The 15,768-nt window shown below is 60.4% G+C and carries 17 protein-coding genes; 10 read left to right on the top strand and 7 right to left on the bottom strand.

All coding sequences use genetic code 11. From position 1 onward, the window contains the following. Window positions 1–38 precede the first annotated feature (38 nt). Genes CFter6_RS17335 through CFter6_RS17325 form a run of 3 tightly spaced genes read left to right on the top strand, consistent with a single transcriptional unit; the run spans window position 39 to window position 1,784 of the window. On the top strand, window positions 39–254 hold the full coding sequence (locus CFter6_RS17335) for a TOBE domain-containing protein (protein WP_014007003.1): 216 nt from the start codon (window positions 39–41) through the stop codon (window positions 252–254). A gap of 40 nt (window positions 255–294) precedes the next feature. Next, entirely contained in the window at window positions 295–1,194 is a 900-nt protein-coding gene (locus CFter6_RS17330; RefSeq protein WP_061540981.1) for an EAL domain-containing protein, read from the top strand. Window positions 1,195–1,196: 2 nt separating this feature from the next. After that, window positions 1,197–1,784 (top strand): RBBP9/YdeN family alpha/beta hydrolase, encoded by a 588-nt coding sequence (locus CFter6_RS17325; RefSeq protein ID WP_061540980.1) that lies wholly within the window; start codon window positions 1,197–1,199, stop codon window positions 1,782–1,784. 15 nt (window positions 1,785–1,799) lie between these two features. Here the strand turns inward: CFter6_RS17325 and CFter6_RS17320 are convergent, their stop codons facing one another. Beyond that, complete coding sequence (locus tag CFter6_RS17320) at window positions 1,800–3,431, bottom strand: HAL/PAL/TAL family ammonia-lyase (protein WP_061540979.1); 1,632 nt, start codon at window positions 3,429–3,431, stop codon at window positions 1,800–1,802. A 31-nt stretch (window positions 3,432–3,462) separates the two neighbouring features. Next, window positions 3,463–4,710: an allantoate amidohydrolase gene (locus tag CFter6_RS17315; protein WP_061540978.1), complete on the bottom strand. Its 1,248-nt coding sequence runs from the start codon at window positions 4,708–4,710 to the stop codon at window positions 3,463–3,465. Between the two features lie 240 nt (window positions 4,711–4,950). Here CFter6_RS17315 and dctA point away from each other — a divergent pair, with 240 nt between their 5' ends. Both dctA and CFter6_RS17305 read left to right on the top strand, forming a co-directional pair. Beyond that, on the top strand, window positions 4,951–6,228 hold the full coding sequence (gene dctA / locus CFter6_RS17310; protein WP_417924774.1) for a C4-dicarboxylate transporter DctA: 1,278 nt from the start codon (window positions 4,951–4,953) through the stop codon (window positions 6,226–6,228). A gap of 123 nt (window positions 6,229–6,351) precedes the next feature. Further along, window positions 6,352–7,047, top strand: coding sequence for a GntR family transcriptional regulator (locus tag CFter6_RS17305; protein ID WP_014006997.1), 696 nt, complete (start codon window positions 6,352–6,354; stop codon window positions 7,045–7,047). Window positions 7,048–7,084: 37 nt separating this feature from the next. Here CFter6_RS17305 and CFter6_RS17300 read toward each other — a convergent pair whose 3' ends face one another. From CFter6_RS17300 to CFter6_RS17280, 5 genes are all read right to left on the bottom strand, one after another. Beyond that, window positions 7,085–7,843: a LytR/AlgR family response regulator transcription factor gene (locus tag CFter6_RS17300; protein WP_061540976.1), complete on the bottom strand. Its 759-nt coding sequence runs from the start codon at window positions 7,841–7,843 to the stop codon at window positions 7,085–7,087. A gap of 20 nt (window positions 7,844–7,863) precedes the next feature. Next, a complete protein-coding gene (locus CFter6_RS17295) occupies window positions 7,864–8,586 on the bottom strand; it encodes a head GIN domain-containing protein (RefSeq protein ID WP_061540975.1) in 723 nt (240 codons plus the stop codon). A gap of 38 nt (window positions 8,587–8,624) precedes the next feature. After that, window positions 8,625–10,016, bottom strand: a complete 1,392-nt coding sequence (locus CFter6_RS17290; protein WP_061540974.1) for a sensor histidine kinase — start codon at window positions 10,014–10,016, stop codon at window positions 8,625–8,627. A gap of 80 nt (window positions 10,017–10,096) precedes the next feature. Continuing rightward, window positions 10,097–10,387: a hypothetical protein gene (locus CFter6_RS17285; protein ID WP_061540973.1), complete on the bottom strand. Its 291-nt coding sequence runs from the start codon at window positions 10,385–10,387 to the stop codon at window positions 10,097–10,099. Window positions 10,388–10,426: 39 nt separating this feature from the next. After that, window positions 10,427–10,750: a hypothetical protein gene (locus CFter6_RS17280; protein WP_061540972.1), complete on the bottom strand. Its 324-nt coding sequence runs from the start codon at window positions 10,748–10,750 to the stop codon at window positions 10,427–10,429. A gap of 395 nt (window positions 10,751–11,145) precedes the next feature. Here CFter6_RS17280 and cysT point away from each other — a divergent pair, with 395 nt between their 5' ends. The 5 genes from cysT to CFter6_RS17255 all read left to right on the top strand — a co-directional run bounded on the left by cysT (window position 11,146) and on the right by CFter6_RS17255 (window position 15,719). After that, entirely contained in the window at window positions 11,146–12,033 is an 888-nt protein-coding gene (gene cysT, locus CFter6_RS17275; RefSeq protein ID WP_061540971.1) for a sulfate ABC transporter permease subunit CysT, read from the top strand. Window positions 12,034–12,096: 63 nt separating this feature from the next. Next, on the top strand, window positions 12,097–13,002 hold the full coding sequence (gene cysW, locus CFter6_RS17270; protein ID WP_061542438.1) for a sulfate ABC transporter permease subunit CysW: 906 nt from the start codon (window positions 12,097–12,099) through the stop codon (window positions 13,000–13,002). Then, window positions 12,999–14,087 carry a sulfate/molybdate ABC transporter ATP-binding protein gene (locus CFter6_RS17265; protein WP_061540970.1) on the top strand — a complete coding sequence of 363 codons (1,089 nt, stop codon included), beginning with the start codon at window positions 12,999–13,001 and terminating at the stop codon, window positions 14,085–14,087. Before cysW ends, CFter6_RS17265 begins: the two co-directional genes overlap by 4 nt. A gap of 10 nt (window positions 14,088–14,097) precedes the next feature. Next, window positions 14,098–15,090 (top strand): CysB family HTH-type transcriptional regulator, encoded by a 993-nt coding sequence (locus tag CFter6_RS17260; RefSeq protein WP_061540969.1) that lies wholly within the window; start codon window positions 14,098–14,100, stop codon window positions 15,088–15,090. Window positions 15,091–15,416: 326 nt separating this feature from the next. Continuing rightward, complete coding sequence (locus tag CFter6_RS17255; RefSeq protein ID WP_041742162.1) at window positions 15,417–15,719, top strand: hypothetical protein; 303 nt, start codon at window positions 15,417–15,419, stop codon at window positions 15,717–15,719. The last annotated feature ends 49 nt before the right edge of the window (window positions 15,720–15,768 follow it).

Genomic DNA, 15,768 nt, shown 5'->3' with positions numbered 1-15,768 from the left:
TCTATCGCATCTAAATCGTATTCATCCAGGAAAATATCATGACTATCCAAGCCATCAATGTACGTAACCAGTTCAAGGGCAAGATCAAGGCCATCATCGAAGGCACGGTGGTGTCTGAAGTCGACGTCGAAACGCCGGCCGGCATCGTCACTTCAGTGATCACCACCCGTTCGGTCAAGGACCTGGGCCTGGTGATCGGCACCGAAGTGGTGGCGCTGGTCAAGGCTACCGAAGTATCGATCGCCAAGATCTGAGCGCTTTCCTTCTTTGTATCTACCACATCGAGGTAAGCCCATGTCCTTTCCCGCCCTGGAGCAATACCTGGCCCGTTTGAACGGCGCCAGGGATGACGCAAGTCCGGATCCCAGCCGCAGCGATTGCCGGGTCTGGCTGGACGACGACGGGCGCGCCCAGGGGCGTTATTTCAACACTACGCTGACCAGCGTATTCCAGCCTCTGCGCCGGATCGAGACGGGGACGGGCAAGGGCGCCATCATCGGCCATGAAGGTTTTGCCCACAGCTATTCGGCCAACGACAACGGCCTGTACCTGTGGAAACTGCTGGACCATGCGGCCAGCGACGATGAATCCATCGAACTTGACCGCCTGTGCCGCATGCTGCATTCGATCAATTTCTACCGCCAGGCCGAGGCGGTGGCAGGCGATCTCTACCTGAGCGTGCATGCGCGCTTGCTGGCGGCGGTCGACAGCAACCACGGCATGGCGTTCCGGCGCATCCTGACCTTGCTCGGCCTGCCGCACGAGCGGATCGTGCTGCAGCTGCCGACCATCACCGAAAACCAAGGCTGGCTGCTAAACTATGTGCTGGACAATTACCGGCGCAATCATTTCCGGCTGGCGGTGAATGCGGACGATGTGGCGCAAGCCGCGAGCCTGCTGGAACGGGTGCGGCCGGACGTGATCAAGATCGATGCGCGCGGCGTCACGCACGACGAGCAGACCACGCGTTTGCTGGAAGACTGCGCCAGGCGCGGGATCCAGGTGATTTTCAAGCGGCTGGAAAAGGCGCGCGACCTGGAAGTGCTGCAGCAGCTGGCAAGGATCGCCGCGCTGCCCTTGCATGGCCAGGGTTTCCTGTGGGACTTGCCGCAGGCGGCGTTGCATGCATTTGCCGCGCCTGCGCCGCTGCAAGACGGTCGTTCTACAGCGGAACTCGATACTGGAGGAAATTGATCATGGTCATGGCTGCGCTGTCATCGTTCCGCGTGCTGGTGGTGCCGGGGCTGTACAACAGCAGCCCGCAGCATTGGCAATCGCGCTGGCAGCGGCTCTATCCCAGCTTTGAGCGGGTGGAACAGGCGCGCTGGGATGCGCCGGTGCTGGAGGTCTGGTCGGAGCGACTGCGCCAGCAGCTGCGGAAGTCGGAACAGCCGACGCTGGCGATTGCGCACAGCTTCGGCTGCCTGACCACGGTGCACGGCGCCTTGAACCAGGTCCCGAACCTGGCCGGCGCGTTGCTGGTGGCGCCGGCCGATCCCGACAAATTCGATGTCAGCGCCGCCGTCAGCGGCCGCCTGCCGGTGCCGGCGATCGTGGTCGGCAGCCTGAACGATCCGTGGATGGAAAGCCGGCGCGCGCGCCATTGGGCCAAGGTCTGGGGCGCGGAATATATCGATGCCGGTGCGCTGGGACATATCAACGCCGAATCCAACCTGGGCGACTGGCTGTACGGCCAGTCGCTGCTGCAGCGCCTGGTGGCGCTTTCGGCAGAGCAGAAAAACGATACAGTGCGCGATACGGCACGTCCCACGGCTACGCGCTAGCCACTAGCCATCTTCTCAGGCAAACTTGCCGATCTTTTCGATCACCGCATTACGCACCGACCCGCTCACCACAAACGACTGCGCTACCGCGATATCGTTGTGGAACCAGCGGTCGCCTTCCAGGCAGGCCGGGATCTGGCGGCGGATTTCCTGGTAAGCCGCTTGCGTGCCTTTGCCCAGCACGAAACCAGGCAGCAGATCTTCCGTCATGGTCAGGGCCTGCGCCGCCAGCAGCATCTCGACGCCGATGATGTATTGCGTGTTCGCCACCACCGTCGCCGCCTTGCGCGCGCACCAGGTCGAGTTCGAGACATGGTCTTCGCTGTTGCCCTTGGCCGGGATGCTGTCGACGCTGCCCGGCATGCACAGGGTGCGGTTTTCCATCACCAGCGAACTGAGCGAACATTGCACCACCGGATAACCGGTATTGACGCCGCGCACGCCGCTCATCAGGTTGCGCGGCAAACCCCACGACAAGGTCGGATCGATCAGGCGCGCGACCCGGCGTTCGCAGATGCTGCCGAGATCGGTGATCGCCATGGCCAGCAAGTCCATCGCCTGCGCCAGGTACTGGCCGTGGAAATTGCCGCCGGAGATGATTTCGAAGCCACCGCCTTCTTTATCGAAAATCAGCGGGTTGTCGGTGGCGGAGTTGATTTCCTTGTCGACAATGTTATCGATATAGTCAAGGGCATCGAATACCGGACCGTAGACTTGCGGCGAGCAGCGCAGCGAATAGACGTCCTGGATACGGGCGGTGTAAGGGATATCGGTGCGGCGCAGCTCTTCCGGAAACTGCACGGCGCGCGCTTCATGCGTGGTGCGGGTCGAACCGGACAAGAGCTTGCGGATGATGGCGGCGGTCTTGATCTGGCCGGCGTGCGGACGCGCTTGCTGGATGCGGTGGTCGAACGCCGCCATTTCGGCGCGCATCGCTTCCAGCGTCAGGCCCAGCGATAAACAAGCATCGCTCAGCAGGTTGCGGGCGTCGTGGGCCACCAGTACCGCTACTGCCAGCGAAGCGGTGCAGCCGTTGATCAGGGCCGAGGCATCCTTGGCTTTGAGGTCGAACTTGACCGGGCCGACGCCGGACTTGGTGATCGCCTCTGGCGCGCGCATGCGCTGGCCCTGATACATCACTTCGGCTTCGTCGAAACCGGCAATCGCCGCCGCCAGGTAGGACAGTGGCGCCAAATCCCCGGAAGCGCCGACCGAGCCCTTCTGCGGCATGATCGGATGGATGCCGGCGTTCAGGAAAGCCAGCAGGCGATCCACCACTTCCACCCGCGGCGCCGAATAGTTGCTGGCGAAGGCATTGGCGCGCAACAGCATGGTGGCACGGCTGACTTCTTCCGAGAACGGTTCACCGATGCCGGCGCAGTGGGCCTTGATCAATTGCGTCTGGAACAGCTCGATGTGTTCGACCTTGATGCGGGTGTCTTTCAGCAGGCCGACGCCGGTGTTGAAGCTGTACATCATCGGCGCTTCGTCGTGCATCCAGGTCGCTTCGATGTAGTCGCGGCTTTCTTTCAGGGCGGCGCGGGAAGAGTCGGCCAGCGTGACCGGCAGGTGCGGTGCGCGGGCGACGTCGACCACTTGCTGCGCGGTCAGGTTGAAGCCGTCGATGGTGATGGTGGTAGTAGTCATGTTCAAGTCCAAAGTAGATTAGCGTTGTAGATTAGCGTTTAAAATTTTCGACAAAACGGCTGAACGCCAGGGCGGCGAGGGCGGCGTCGCCGGCCGTCATGATTTCGTCAGGGTGATGGCTGATGCCGCCGTTGCCGCAGCGCACGAACAGCATCGCCACATCGGTGATGGCGGCCATCGCCATGGCGTCGTGGCCGGCGCCGGACGGCAGGCGCCTGGCTGTCAATCCGCTGCTTTCAATCGCGGCCGCCAGCTGCTGTTGCAGCCACGGCGCGCAGGGCACGCTGGATGCTTCGTGGGTCTTGCGGTTGCGGACCGCGACATTGCGGCGCTGGCCGATCTGTTCGATCCTGGCCAGCACATCGGCCACCGCAGCTTGCCGTGTCTCATCCTGTTCGGCCCGAATGTCGATCGAGAACACTGCCTTGCCGGGCACCACGTTGGCGGCGCCGTTCGGCACGTTGAACTGGCCGACCGTACCCACCAGCCCGCGCGTGCCGTGGCAGCGCTGTTCGATATACAGGCCGATTTCCGCTGCCGCCATGGCGGCGTCGCGCCGCATGTCCATCGGCACGGTGCCGGCATGGCCGGCCAGGCCTTCGATCTCCACCATGAAGCGCGAAGCGCCGGAGATGGCGGTCACCACGCCCAGCGGCAACTGCTGGTTGAGCAGCACCGGCCCTTGCTCGATATGCACTTCGACAAACGCCAGCACGGTTTCCGGCACATAAGCTGCCTTGCCCAGGCCGGCAGCGTGAAAGCCGGAAGCGGCCATGACGTCGCGCATGCTTTGCCCGGTGTCGTCCAGGTTATCCAGCACCGCCAGGTCGAAGGTGCCGGCGGCGGCGCGGCTGCCGAGCAGGGTGGCTTTGAAGCGCACGCCTTCTTCTTCGGCAAAGCCGATCACTTCGATGGCGAACGGGAAGCGCTTGCCGGCGGCATGCCATTGCTGCACGCAGGCGATCGGCAGCAAGATGCCGAGGTTGCCGTCGTATTTGCCGCCGTTGCGCACCGTATCGAAATGCGAGCCGGTCAGCAGCGCGGGTGCATCCGGGGTCAAGCCTTCGTAGCGGCCGATGACATTGCCGGCCATGTCGCGCCGCACGCTCATGCCGGCTGCGCACATCCATTCAGCCAGCCGTGCCGCCGCGCCGTGGTGGGCGCTGGTCAGGTAGGTGCGGGTCAGCATGCCGGGCGCTTCGCTGAATTGCGCCAGCTCGTCTGCCCAGCGCATGATCTGTTCGCCGCCGGCAGCCTGGGTTTCCGTATTGCAATGCATGTATGTCTCCTTACTGTCGATTTACGGGTTTTTCTTGGTTTTTTTGGATAATACTCTTGAATTCAATTATTGCATACAATAAGTGAATGCATTATATTGAATCCGGGGCGCTGCTTTTGCCGGCTCGGATCGAAGCGCATCCAGATCTATAAATTGGTATAAACCAAACAAAACAATCAGGAGACGAACGTGCGGCGCTTTTATAAATCACTGTTTGGCCAGGTGCTGATAGCACTTGTCATGGGAATCGCAGTAGGAGTGTTGTTCCCGAAATTCGGAGAAAGCCTGAAACCCCTGGGCGACGGTTTCATCAAGCTGGTCAAGATGATCATCCCGATGATTGTGTTCTGTGTCGTGGTGCAAGGCATCTACGGCGCGGGCGAGTTGAAGAAGGTCGGCCGGGTCGGGCTCAAGGCGCTGATCTATTTTGAAGTGGTGACCACGGTCGCCCTGGTGCTGGGCCTGCTGCTGGCTTTCGTCTTCCATCCCGGCGTCGGCATGAACATCAATCCCGATACGCTGGACGCCAATGCGCTGTCGAGTTACGTGGAAACCGCCAACAAGGTCAGGGGCAGCAGCTTCGCCGATTTCGTCATGAAAATCATCCCGAATACCGTGGTCAGCGCCTTTACTTCCGGCGACGTACTACAGGTGCTGCTGTTCTCGATCATCTTCGGTTCGGCCCTGTCGCTGATCGGCGACAAGGCGGCGCCTATCGTTACCGTCGTGCACAGCATGTCGGAAGCGTTTTTCAAGTGCATGTCGTTCATCATCAGGCTGGCGCCGCTGGGCGTGTTCGGCGCGATTGCCTTCACCGTCGGCAAATACGGCGTCGGTTCCCTGCAACAGCTGAGTTTCCTGGTGCTGCTGTATTTCTTCGCGGTGGTGGTGTTCGTGTTTGCGATACTAGGCACCATCCTGCGCCTGGCGGGTTTCAGCATCTTCAAGCTGATCAAGTACCTGCGCGCCGAACTGCTGGTGGTGCTGGCTACTGCCTCATCGGACAGCGTGCTGCCGCAAGTCATGCGCAAGCTGGAATACATGGGCATCAAGGATTCCACTGTAGGCCTGGTGATCCCGACCGGCTACTCGTTCAACCTCGACGCTTTCTCCATCTACCTGACCCTGGCTGCCGTATTCATCGCCCAAGCGACCAACACGCCGCTGGCGCTTACCGACCTGCTGGCGATCCTGGCGGTGGCCCTGATCACTTCCAAAGGCGCGCATGGCGTGCCGGGTTCGGCGATTGTGATCCTGGCCGCCACCTTGTCCGCCATCCCGGCGATCCCGGTGGTGGGCCTGGTGCTGGTGCTGTCGGTCGACTGGTTCATGGGCATTGCGCGCGCGCTCGGCAACCTGCTGGGCAACTGCGTAGCGACGGTGGTGGTGGCGGTGTGGGAAAAAGATATCGACAAAGTACGCGCGCATGCGGTCTTGAACGGCGCCCGTCCGGCCGCCAAAGAGGACGGACTTGAGGCGGCGAACCTGCAAATCGCCGCCGAAAGCCGGCCGCTGTAGGCAGGAAAGCGATGTGCCCGGCGCCGCTGGCGGCCGGGCGCGCAAGATTCTTATTTTTTGAAGGCGTCGCATTTGCAAGTACAATTTTGATCTTTAGAACCACGCTCCAAGGAAATCGATAACATGAGCCTGTCTTCCAGCCCATCCGGCGCCGACAGTTCTGACGATATTGCGGCCGACATCACGACCGCGATTGCCGAGCAGCGCCTGCCGCCCGGCACCAAATTGCGGGAAGAAGCCCTGGCGCGCCTGTATTCCGTGAGCCGCACCAAGATCCGGGCGGCGCTGGTGATGCTGGCGAAAGACAAGCTGATCGACCTGGTGCCCGACAAGGGCGCATTTGTGAGCCGGCCGACCGAAGAGGAGGCCCGCCAGATATTTTTCGTGCGGCGGGTGCTCGAAACGGCGCTGGTGCGTGAATTCGTGGCCAAGGCCACTGCTGCCGACTACGAATTGCTGGAGCAGCATCTGCAGCAGGAACGCGAGGCGCTATCCAAGGAAAATCCCCAGGTCCGCTCCAGGCTGCTGAGCGATTTCCACATCCTGCTGGCGCGCACGGTGGGCAACCAGGTCTTGACCGACGTCCTGACCAAGCTGGCCGGCCGCAGTTCGCTGATCACCATGCTGTACCAGTCGACCCGGGACGCCGCCTGTTCATCCGACGAGCATGTGGAATTCCTGCAGGCGGCGAAGGCCGGCGATACGGAAAAGGCGGTACAGCTGATGCAGCATCACTTGCACCACGTGGAATCGGCCCTGCAATTCGAGATACCGCCGCCGGGCGGCAAGAAGGATTTTGTCAAGGCGCTGCTGGCTTAGCAGCCGATCATCCTAAGCCCGGCAGGCTGCCAGGGCCTCACATCTGCTTGAACAGATGGATGAAGCTGCGGCTCACTTCCAGTTTTTCAGTATGTCCCTTGATCAGCACCTGGTGGCGGCCGCGCATGTCGCGCGTGATGCCGTCGATGGCGTTGACATTGACCAGGGTGGCGCGGTGGATCTGCCAGAACAGGTCGGGATCGAGTTCTTCCGCCAGGTCGCGCACCGGCTTGCGGATCAGCGCTTCATAAGTGGCGGTCTGGACGCTGGTGTATTTTTCATCCGAACGGAAGAACAGGATTTCCTGCACCGGGATCAGGCGCAGCTGCTGGCCGATGCTGGCTTGTATCCATTGCAGGTAGACCGGTTTGGTGGCGATCCCCATCTGCTTGGCCAGCTGGGTCAGCATCGAGCTCATGTCGGTCGGTGCGGTACTGGCACTCAGGCGTGCTTTCAGGCGGGTGACGGTCAAGGCCAGGCGCTCTGCCTCGGCCGGTTTCAGGATGTAGTCGACGGCGCCGTGTTCGAACGCTTCAATCGCGTATTCGTCGTAGGCGGTGATGAATACGATGTGGCTTTTGCCGCCGATTTCCTGCGCTGCCTGCAAACCGGTCTTGCCGGGCATGCGGATGTCGAGGAAGGTGAAGTCAGGTTCCAGCTGGTCGACCAGTTCTATCGCTTCGTCGCCGTTCTTGGCTTCGCCGAGGATTTTCAGTTCCGGCCAGGCCTGGCTCAGGCGCAGGCGGATCTGGTCGCGCATCAGACGTTCGTCATCGGCAATGATAGCAGTAGGCATAGGCGGATTTTAATATAGGTTCAACGTTTTTTCTTGACCGCGCCGGAACCCATGATACTGGTATGCACTTCCGGGTCGCCGCTATACGTGACATCGCCGGAACCGGCGGTCGAGACCCTCAGGTTCTTGCTGGCGTAGACGTGGGCGTCGCCGCTGCCGACGATCGAGACGCTGGTGTTTTCCGCCATCAGGTCAAAGCCGTCGTAGTCGCCGCTGCCGGCAATCGATACCTTCAGGTCGCGGGTCTTGCCCCTGACTTTGATGTCGCCGGCGCCGGCGATGGAAGCAGTGACAGTGGGGCTGTTCAATTCGCCGCTGACATTGCCGGAGCCGGAGATGGAAATCCTGATGCTGTCTTTTGAGCTCAGTTTGCCGATGATCTTGAGATCGCCGGAGCCGAAGATGCCCAGGCTGCTGACGTCAGGCGCCGTGATATAGACATTGACGTTGTGGCGGCTGCTGAAAAACGAATGGCCGCCGAAATAGATCTTCAGCGTCGAACCGTTATTCTCCAGCTCGACCTTCGAGGCGACGCCGCTCTCGGCCTCGATCACCACCGGTTTGGCCGGCCCTTGGGTCAGATACACGTTGACCGCATCCATTACTTCCAGCTGCTGGAAACTGTTTACCTGGCGTTCGGTCTTGATCATGTCGGCGGCCATGCTGTCGCTGCTGCTGAGCAGGGGAACCATGGCTGCAGCGGCCAGTGCAAGGACAAACGCAAAACGCGGGATCGATTTCATATTATATTTCCTGTTGCTTCCTAGCCTGTCGGATAGATTTATTGAGGCTTGGCCTTGCTGGAGCCGACTACCTGGTACGGCACCTCTATGGTTGAACATACACCGCTCGGGCTGTTGGGCGCAATCTCAAGTTGCGCTGCAGCGCCATGCAGCAGCTTGAGGCGCTCGCGGATGCTTTGCAATCCCAGCCCGGTGCCGTCGCTGGGGAAGGCGCCGAAACCGAGGCCGTCGTCAGTTACGCTGACGCGCAGCTTATTGTCGGCGACTTCAGCCTTGATGCGCAAGTAGCCGCCGTCTGCCTTGCGTTCCAGCCCGTGCTTGATGGCGTTTTCCACCAGCGACTGCAGCATCATCGGCGGGAAAGCCGCGCTGCGCAAGCCTTCCGGCACCTGCAGGTCGATGTGCAGGCGTTCTTCCATGCGCATCTTCAGCAAATCCAGGTAAGCGCGCACGATGTCGACTTCGCGTCCCAGCGTGGTGACGGTGGAGGTTTCCCGCATTTGCGGCAACACCGCACGCAAGTACTGGATCAGGCGTTTCTGCATGGCCGAGGCGCGCGGCGGATCGGTTTCAATCAGGTAGTCGACCGAGGCCAGGGTGTTGAACAGGAAATGCGGTTCCACCTGGGCCTGGATCATCTGCATCTTGGCTTCCGATACTTCGCGCTGCAGGTTGGCATGCTCGGCCGCGGCATTGGCGGCTTTGGCGCGCGCTTCGGCCCGTTTCTTGCCGCCCATCAGGGCCTTGGTGCCGAACAGGCCGATCAGCAGCAGCAGCACAAAATTCACGAACCATTCCGACGATTTCTTCTGGTAGCGGGCCACCTGCTGCTCAGCTTTTTCGGCGGCCGCTTCATGGATCGCGGCAACCGCGTCGTTGATCGCCTGGTTGACGTCGGCAGTCGCTTCCGGCGGCAGGCTCAGGCTCAGGCTGGCGGCATTGGGTGCAGCCGGCGTAGGTGCGGCCGGAGCAGCCGGTGCTGCCGGTGGCACGGGCGGGGTTTTCGGTACGCTGTCTTCATCAGGGACATCGTCGGCGTCAGCGGCAGGCGATGCCGCAGCAGCGGCCGATGCCGGTACCGATGCAGCGGGAGACTTCGATGTCATCGCGCTGTCGCCGTCGCCATCGTAGGTATAGGTACCGGTTTTTATATGGACGCCGGTGTCGTCGATGCGGATATCGGTATTGCCTTTGTTGCGCTTGGGCGGCTTGCTCGAATGCTGGCTGACTTTTTCAATCACCAGTTCGTTGGAGGAAAACAAGGTCTCTTGCAAAATACCGGCAGCTGCCAGCACCAGCGCTGCAAACAACAGGAACTTCCACCACGAGAGCTGCGTTACCCAGCCTGCTATTTTGTCGAAACCTCGCGACAGGTAAACCGAGGCAATCGATGCATTTTTTTTTAATGTGGCGTACGAATCAGGATTCATGGAGTGGGGCCAGTTTTGCGGCAACTCAGCTAAGTTGTCGCCATTTTAAACGGAACGGAGACAGCAGTCTGGCCGTTTTTCTACAGGGCTGCGCTGAGTGCCGGCGAGCCGCTTGGTTCGGTTTTCTTGCGGACCACCTTTTTCATGGCTTGCGCACGTTGTTGTTGCTGCTGCTGTGTAAAAGCCATTTTTTCTTCCGGCGTCATGCGTTTGCCGATAATCACGATGGGCGGCATCAGCAGAGGGATGTCTTCCGACTGCGCTTGCGCTGCGGCTTTCTTGGCCGGCGCTGTCGCCATGGCCGGGCTGATGCTCATGCCCAGGGTCGCTATCAGCGCGGCGGCGACCAGTAATTTAGACGTGGTGTTCATTTGCAATCTCCTGATATGGAACTGCGGCGTAACGGCGATTTAGATGACGGCTTTCTTGCGGCTGGCTTCTTGCTGCGCCAGGACCGATTTTTGTTCCCGGCTTGGACGCTTGCCGACGATGGTGATGGTCTGCAGGCAGCCTTCTTCTTGCGCCATGGCCAGCTTTTCTTGTGGGCTCAGGCGCTTGGCGACGATCGTCACGGTTTGCCAGAGTTCTGGATGGCTTGGACGCTTGCCGACGATGGTGATGGTTGGCAGTGTCGAGGTTTCGGTTTGCTGCGGTGCTGCTTGTGCCGGGGCGATGCTGCCAGCCAGGGTAGCGATGGACAGGATGGCGATCAGTGCTTGGCGTGCTGTGTTCATTTGTGTTCTCCTTAAGTGTCTGACTAAGTGGCTGGTAGGTGGCAAACGTTGTTGCATGTCGTCACTTTAGGGAGGGGCAGGGCAAGTCGCCAGCTGCTTGCGACAATCTGCAGAAATGGCGGAACAGAATACAAAAAAGCGCGCCTGAGCTGCAGCGGATTTACCTGGCTTTTGGGAAAACGGCAGGGATACGGCCCGGGAATGGCGCTTTGGCGGGCTGCCTGGAGCATGGTTTTATTGTTTTAAAGGCATGTAATTTGAGTGTCGCACGGCAACTCAGCCATTTCTCTTATGCAAATCGATTCTATGTACATGCAAAAAAGTTCGTTCTCTTTATAACAAACCGGTGAGATTATCGTTGTTCTTTAGCCGTATTTGTAATAAGAGGACGATGTATGACAGCCGCTGCAGTTGCCCAACCCGCACTTGCCAAACCAGATATTGCCAGGCCCGCCGCGCCGTTTCGCGTGATGCCCGGGTTTCGCCTGTCGCTGGGGTTCACCCTGTTTTACCTGGCCCTGATCGTACTGATCCCCTTGTCGGCGGTATTTCTTAAAACCTTCACGTTGAGCTGGGATGGTTTCGTCGCCGCAGTCACCTCGCCGCGGGTGATGGCTTCTTATCGCCTGACTTTCGGTACTTCCTTGCTGGCGGCGTTGCTGAATGCGATTTTCGGCGGCATCGTGGCCTGGGTGCTGGTGCGCTACCAATTTCCCGGCAAGAAACTGATCGACGCCCTGGTCGACTTGCCGTTTGCGCTGCCGACGGCGGTGGCCGGCATCGCCCTGACCGCGCTGTATTCCACTAACGGCTGGATCGGCCAGTACCTGGAGCCGTTGGGCATCAAGGTCGCTTTTACGCCGCTGGGTATATTAGTAGCGCTGACTTTCATCGGCTTGCCGTTTGTGGTGCGCACCGTGCAGCCGGTGCTGGAAGACGCCGAGAAGGAGCTGGAAGAAGCGGCCGCCAGCCTGGGCGCCAATCATTGGCAGACTTTTACCCGGGTAATTTTCCCAACGGTATTCCCGGCCTTGCTGACCGGTTTTGCACTGTCCTTTGCCCGCGCTACCGGCGAGTACGGTTCGGTCATCTTCATCGCCGGCAATATGCCGATGGTGTCGGAGATCACTCCCTTGTTCATCATTACCAAGCTGGAGCAATACGACTATGCCGGCGCGACCGCGATTGCAGTGGTGATGCTGACAGCGTCGTTCCTGCTGCTGCTGGCGATCAACGTTTTGCAAGCCTGGACCCGCAAGCGCGGCCAGTCGGTCAAAGTCTAGGAGCCGGACGTGAGTGCAACCGCCAGCAATTTTGACTCGCCCGTCAATCCGGCCACTGCTGCAGTGCCCGCTGCCAGGCCACAAGCCAGGGGCGAACCGGTCCATGTTCCCAACGCTACCCTGGAGCCGCTGTGGGTGCGCACATTGCTGATGACAGTGGCGCTGCTGTTCCTGGCCCTGTTCCTGGTGGTGCCGTTGCTGTCGGTATTTGCCGAAGCGTTCAAGAAGGGCTGGGAAGCTTATCTCGCGGCCATCATCGAGCCGGATGCGATCAGCGCCATCAAGCTGACCTTGCTGACCGCCGCGATTGCGGTGCCGCTCAACCTGGTGTTCGGCGTCGCCGCCTCGTGGACCATCGCCAAGTTCGAATTCCGCGGCAAGAATATCTTGCTGACGCTGATCGATTTGCCGTTTTCGGTTTCGCCGGTGATTTCCGGCCTGATTTATGTGCTGCTGTTCGGCGCCCAGGGCTGGTTCGGCCCATGGCTGCGCGAACACGACATCAAGATACTGTTTGCGGTGCCGGGCATCGTGCTGGCGACAGTGTTCGTCACCTTTCCCTTCGTTGCGCGCGAACTGATTCCGCTGATGCAGGCGCAGGGCAGCGAGGAAGAGGAAGCGGCGCTGGTGCTGGGCGCCTCCGGCTGGAAGACATTCCGCTATGTGACCTTGCCGAATATTAAGTGGGGGCTGCTGTATGGCGTGATCTTGTGCAATGCGCGCGCCATGGGCGAGTTCGGTGCGGTGTCGGTGGTGTCCGGCCACATTCGTGGCGAGACCAACACCATCCCCTTGCAGGTCGAGATTCTCTATAACGAATACAACTTCCAGGCAGCGTTTGCCGTGGCTTCGCTGTTGGCGTTTCTGGCGCTGCTGACGCTGGCGTTGAAATCGTTCATCGAATGGCGTTTGCGCGAGACGGTATTGCCGCACGGCGCCGCGCATCAATCAGGACAGGAGCAGGCATGAGCATCCAGGTAAGCAACATCAACAAGCGCTTCGGTGAGTTTGTCGCACTGAACAATGTATCGCTGGAATTCCCCACGGGCGAACTGACTGCGCTGCTGGGGCCTTCGGGCTGCGGCAAGACCACTCTGCTGCGCATCATCGCCGGCCTCGAAGCGCAAGACAGCGGCCAGGTCTTGCTGGAAGGCGAAGACGCTTCTTCGCGCCATGTGCGCGAGCGCCAGGTCGGTTTCGTGTTCCAGCACTATGCGCTGTTCAAGCACATGACCGTGTTTGAAAACATCGCCTTCGGCCTGCGCGTCAAGCCGCGCGCTCAGCGTCCAAGCGACAGCGCGATCCGGGAAAAAGTGACCAGTTTGCTGGAACTGGTGCAGCTGGACTGGCTGGCAGACCGTTATCCGCCGCAATTGTCAGGCGGCCAGCGCCAGCGCATAGCACTGGCGCGGGCATTGGCGGTGGAACCGCGCGTGCTGCTGCTGGACGAGCCGTTCGGCGCGCTCGACGCCAAGGTGCGCAAGGAATTGCGGCGCTGGCTGCGGCGCCTGCATGACGAATTGCATGTCACCAGCATTTTCGTCACCCACGACCAGGAAGAAGCGCTGGAAGTGGCGGACCAGATCGTGCTGATGAACAAGGGCAATGTGGAACAGGTAGGCGCGCCGCAGCAGGTATATGAGAATCCGGCTTCGCCTTTCGTCTACGGTTTCCTCGGTAACGTCAACCTGTTCCACGGCCGCGTGCACCAGGGCGTGCTGGATACCGGCGGCGCCAGTTTCGAGGCGCCGGAACACGCTGCGGCGCAGGACGCGCAAGGCATCGGCTACGTGCGGCCGCACGACCTCGAAATCGACCGCTACAGCGCCGGCGCTGAAGGCATCGTGGTGCAGCTGCGCCGCGCCCATGCGATCGGACCGCTGGCACAGCTGGAACTGGAGCGCAGCGACGGCGCCGAAGGTGCGGATAACGGCCTGATCGAAGCGGTGATTTCCAGCGAGCGCTTCAAGCAGCTCGATTTAAAAGATGGCGAAACCCTGGTGGTGCGTCCGCGCCGCCTGCAAGTTTTCGTCGATCAGCAAGCAACACGCTAAGGAGAATATTATGAATTTCCAGCAACTACGTTCTATCCGCGAAGCAGCGCGTTGCGGTTTCAACCTGACCGAAGTAGCAAATGTTTTGTTTACTTCGCAGCCTGGCGTCAGCCGCCAGATCCGCGAGCTGGAAGAAGAGCTCGGCGTCGATATTTTCATCCGCAACGGCAAGCGCCTGATCGGCCTGACCGATCCCGGCAAGGGCATCCTGAAGATCGTCGAAAGGCTGTTGCAGGAAGCCGAGAATCTGCGCCAGGCCAGCCAGGAGTATTCGGGCGAAACCAGCGGCACCTTGACGGTTGCCGCTACCCATACGCAGGCGCGTTATGCGTTGCCGCGCGTGGTGCAGGGCTTCCGCGCCAGTTTCCCGGATGTCCGCATCGCCCTCCAGCAAAGCTCGCCGGAACATATCGCCGACTGGGTGATATCGGGCAAGGCCGACGTCGGCATCGCCACCGAGGGCCTGACCCAGTTCAAGGAACTGATTTCCTTCCCATGCTATGAATGGAGCCATGTGCTGGTGGTGCCGGAGCATCATCCTTTGCTGGAGATCAGCGGACCGATCAGCCTGGCCGACCTGGCGGCTTACCCCTTGATTACCTACGATATCGGTTTCACCGGCCGCGGCCATATCGACGATGCATTCAGGACTGCCGGCATCACGCCGGATATCGTGCTGACCGCGATGGATTCCGACGTCATCCAGCAGTACGTGTCGCTCGGCCTCGGCGTCGGCCTGGTGGCTTCGATGGCGACCGAGCATACGCGCCAGAACGGCCTGCGCTCGATCGAGGTGTCGCATCTGCTGGCGTCCAATGTAACCCGGCTGGCAGTGCGGCGCGGCGCCTACCTGCGCTCTTACACCTACGATTTCATCTTGCAGTTTGCGCCGCAGCTGAAGCGTGAAGATATCGTCGAAGCATTGCAGGCGGAGCCGCACAGCGCCGGCAGCAACAGCGTACACAAGGCTGATTTTGAACAACGCATCCTGAAAATCGCCTGAGCCGAGCGCCGCTTCTAAACCTGCTTGAGCAGGGTCTGGGTCACGTTCTTGTCATATTCAGACGCTACGATTTCGTTTGTCTCCTCCGTTCCTCCTCGGGTTCGGATTTAGCCCGCTGCCGCAAGGCCAGCGGGCTTTTTCTTTGCCGCCAGGCGTCTTGCCGGGACGGTCCATGGTTGCATTGCAGCAAAAAAAGTTGCCACTTAACAATCAGCTTCGTCCTATACTGAATTGCCTTGCTGATATTACCCGGCTAGTCCGGGCGTATCAGACGGGTCGGGTAAACACTTGATTGATTAATCGACGTCACGTAAATGGAGCTCTCTATGGACTGGACACAACTGATAATCGGACTGGTCAGCGGTGCCGCCGGCGGCAACATTGCAGGCAGCATATTAAGTAAGTTTAACCTTGGCCCGGTGGGTAATTCGATCGCCGGCATTGTCGGCGGCGCCATTGGCAGCAGATTGCTTGCGGCCCTGACCGGAGGCGCTGTAGCCGGCGCCGGCGCAGCGGCGGGCGGGATGGATCTGACATCCATTATCAGCAACGTCGGCGGCGGCGGCGTGGGCGGGGCGATACTGATGGTGATCGTCGGTCTGGTCAAATCGAAAATGGCTGCGAAATAAAAGCAGGCCAGCGCAACGCCGGGCGGCCCCAGGAAACTGGCGCTGCCTG

Origin of the sequence: Collimonas fungivorans (assembly GCF_001584145.1) — a bacterium.
Lineage (GTDB): Bacteria > Pseudomonadota > Gammaproteobacteria > Burkholderiales > Burkholderiaceae_D > Collimonas > Collimonas fungivorans.
Note: the sequence above shows the minus strand (reverse complement) of the source record. Positions and strands in the feature narration are given on the sequence as shown.

What these genes read in the sequence shown, in the direction of transcription:
- CFter6_RS17335 (WP_014007003.1), top strand. Translation starts at nt 39, where the DNA reads ATGACTATCCAAGCCATCAATGTACGTAACCAGTTCAAGGGCAAGATC.
- CFter6_RS17330 (WP_061540981.1), top strand. Translation starts at nt 295, where the DNA reads ATGTCCTTTCCCGCCCTGGAGCAATACCTGGCCCGTTTGAACGGCGCC.
- CFter6_RS17325 (WP_061540980.1), top strand. Translation starts at nt 1,197, where the DNA reads ATGGTCATGGCTGCGCTGTCATCGTTCCGCGTGCTGGTGGTGCCGGGG.
- CFter6_RS17320 (WP_061540979.1), bottom strand. Translation starts at nt 3,431, where the DNA reads ATGACTACTACCACCATCACCATCGACGGCTTCAACCTGACCGCGCAG.
- CFter6_RS17315 (WP_061540978.1), bottom strand. Translation starts at nt 4,710, where the DNA reads ATGCATTGCAATACGGAAACCCAGGCTGCCGGCGGCGAACAGATCATG.
- dctA (WP_417924774.1), top strand. Translation starts at nt 4,951, where the DNA reads ATGGGAATCGCAGTAGGAGTGTTGTTCCCGAAATTCGGAGAAAGCCTG.
- CFter6_RS17305 (WP_014006997.1), top strand. Translation starts at nt 6,352, where the DNA reads ATGAGCCTGTCTTCCAGCCCATCCGGCGCCGACAGTTCTGACGATATT.
- CFter6_RS17300 (WP_061540976.1), bottom strand. Translation starts at nt 7,843, where the DNA reads ATGCCTACTGCTATCATTGCCGATGACGAACGTCTGATGCGCGACCAG.
- CFter6_RS17295 (WP_061540975.1), bottom strand. Translation starts at nt 8,586, where the DNA reads ATGAAATCGATCCCGCGTTTTGCGTTTGTCCTTGCACTGGCCGCTGCA.
- CFter6_RS17290 (WP_061540974.1), bottom strand. Translation starts at nt 10,016, where the DNA reads ATGAATCCTGATTCGTACGCCACATTAAAAAAAAATGCATCGATTGCC.
- CFter6_RS17285 (WP_061540973.1), bottom strand. Translation starts at nt 10,387, where the DNA reads ATGAACACCACGTCTAAATTACTGGTCGCCGCCGCGCTGATAGCGACC.
- CFter6_RS17280 (WP_061540972.1), bottom strand. Translation starts at nt 10,750, where the DNA reads ATGAACACAGCACGCCAAGCACTGATCGCCATCCTGTCCATCGCTACC.
- cysT (WP_061540971.1), top strand. Translation starts at nt 11,146, where the DNA reads ATGACAGCCGCTGCAGTTGCCCAACCCGCACTTGCCAAACCAGATATT.
- CFter6_RS17265 (WP_061540970.1), top strand. Translation starts at nt 12,999, where the DNA reads ATGAGCATCCAGGTAAGCAACATCAACAAGCGCTTCGGTGAGTTTGTC.
- CFter6_RS17260 (WP_061540969.1), top strand. Translation starts at nt 14,098, where the DNA reads ATGAATTTCCAGCAACTACGTTCTATCCGCGAAGCAGCGCGTTGCGGT.
- CFter6_RS17255 (WP_041742162.1), top strand. Translation starts at nt 15,417, where the DNA reads ATGGACTGGACACAACTGATAATCGGACTGGTCAGCGGTGCCGCCGGC.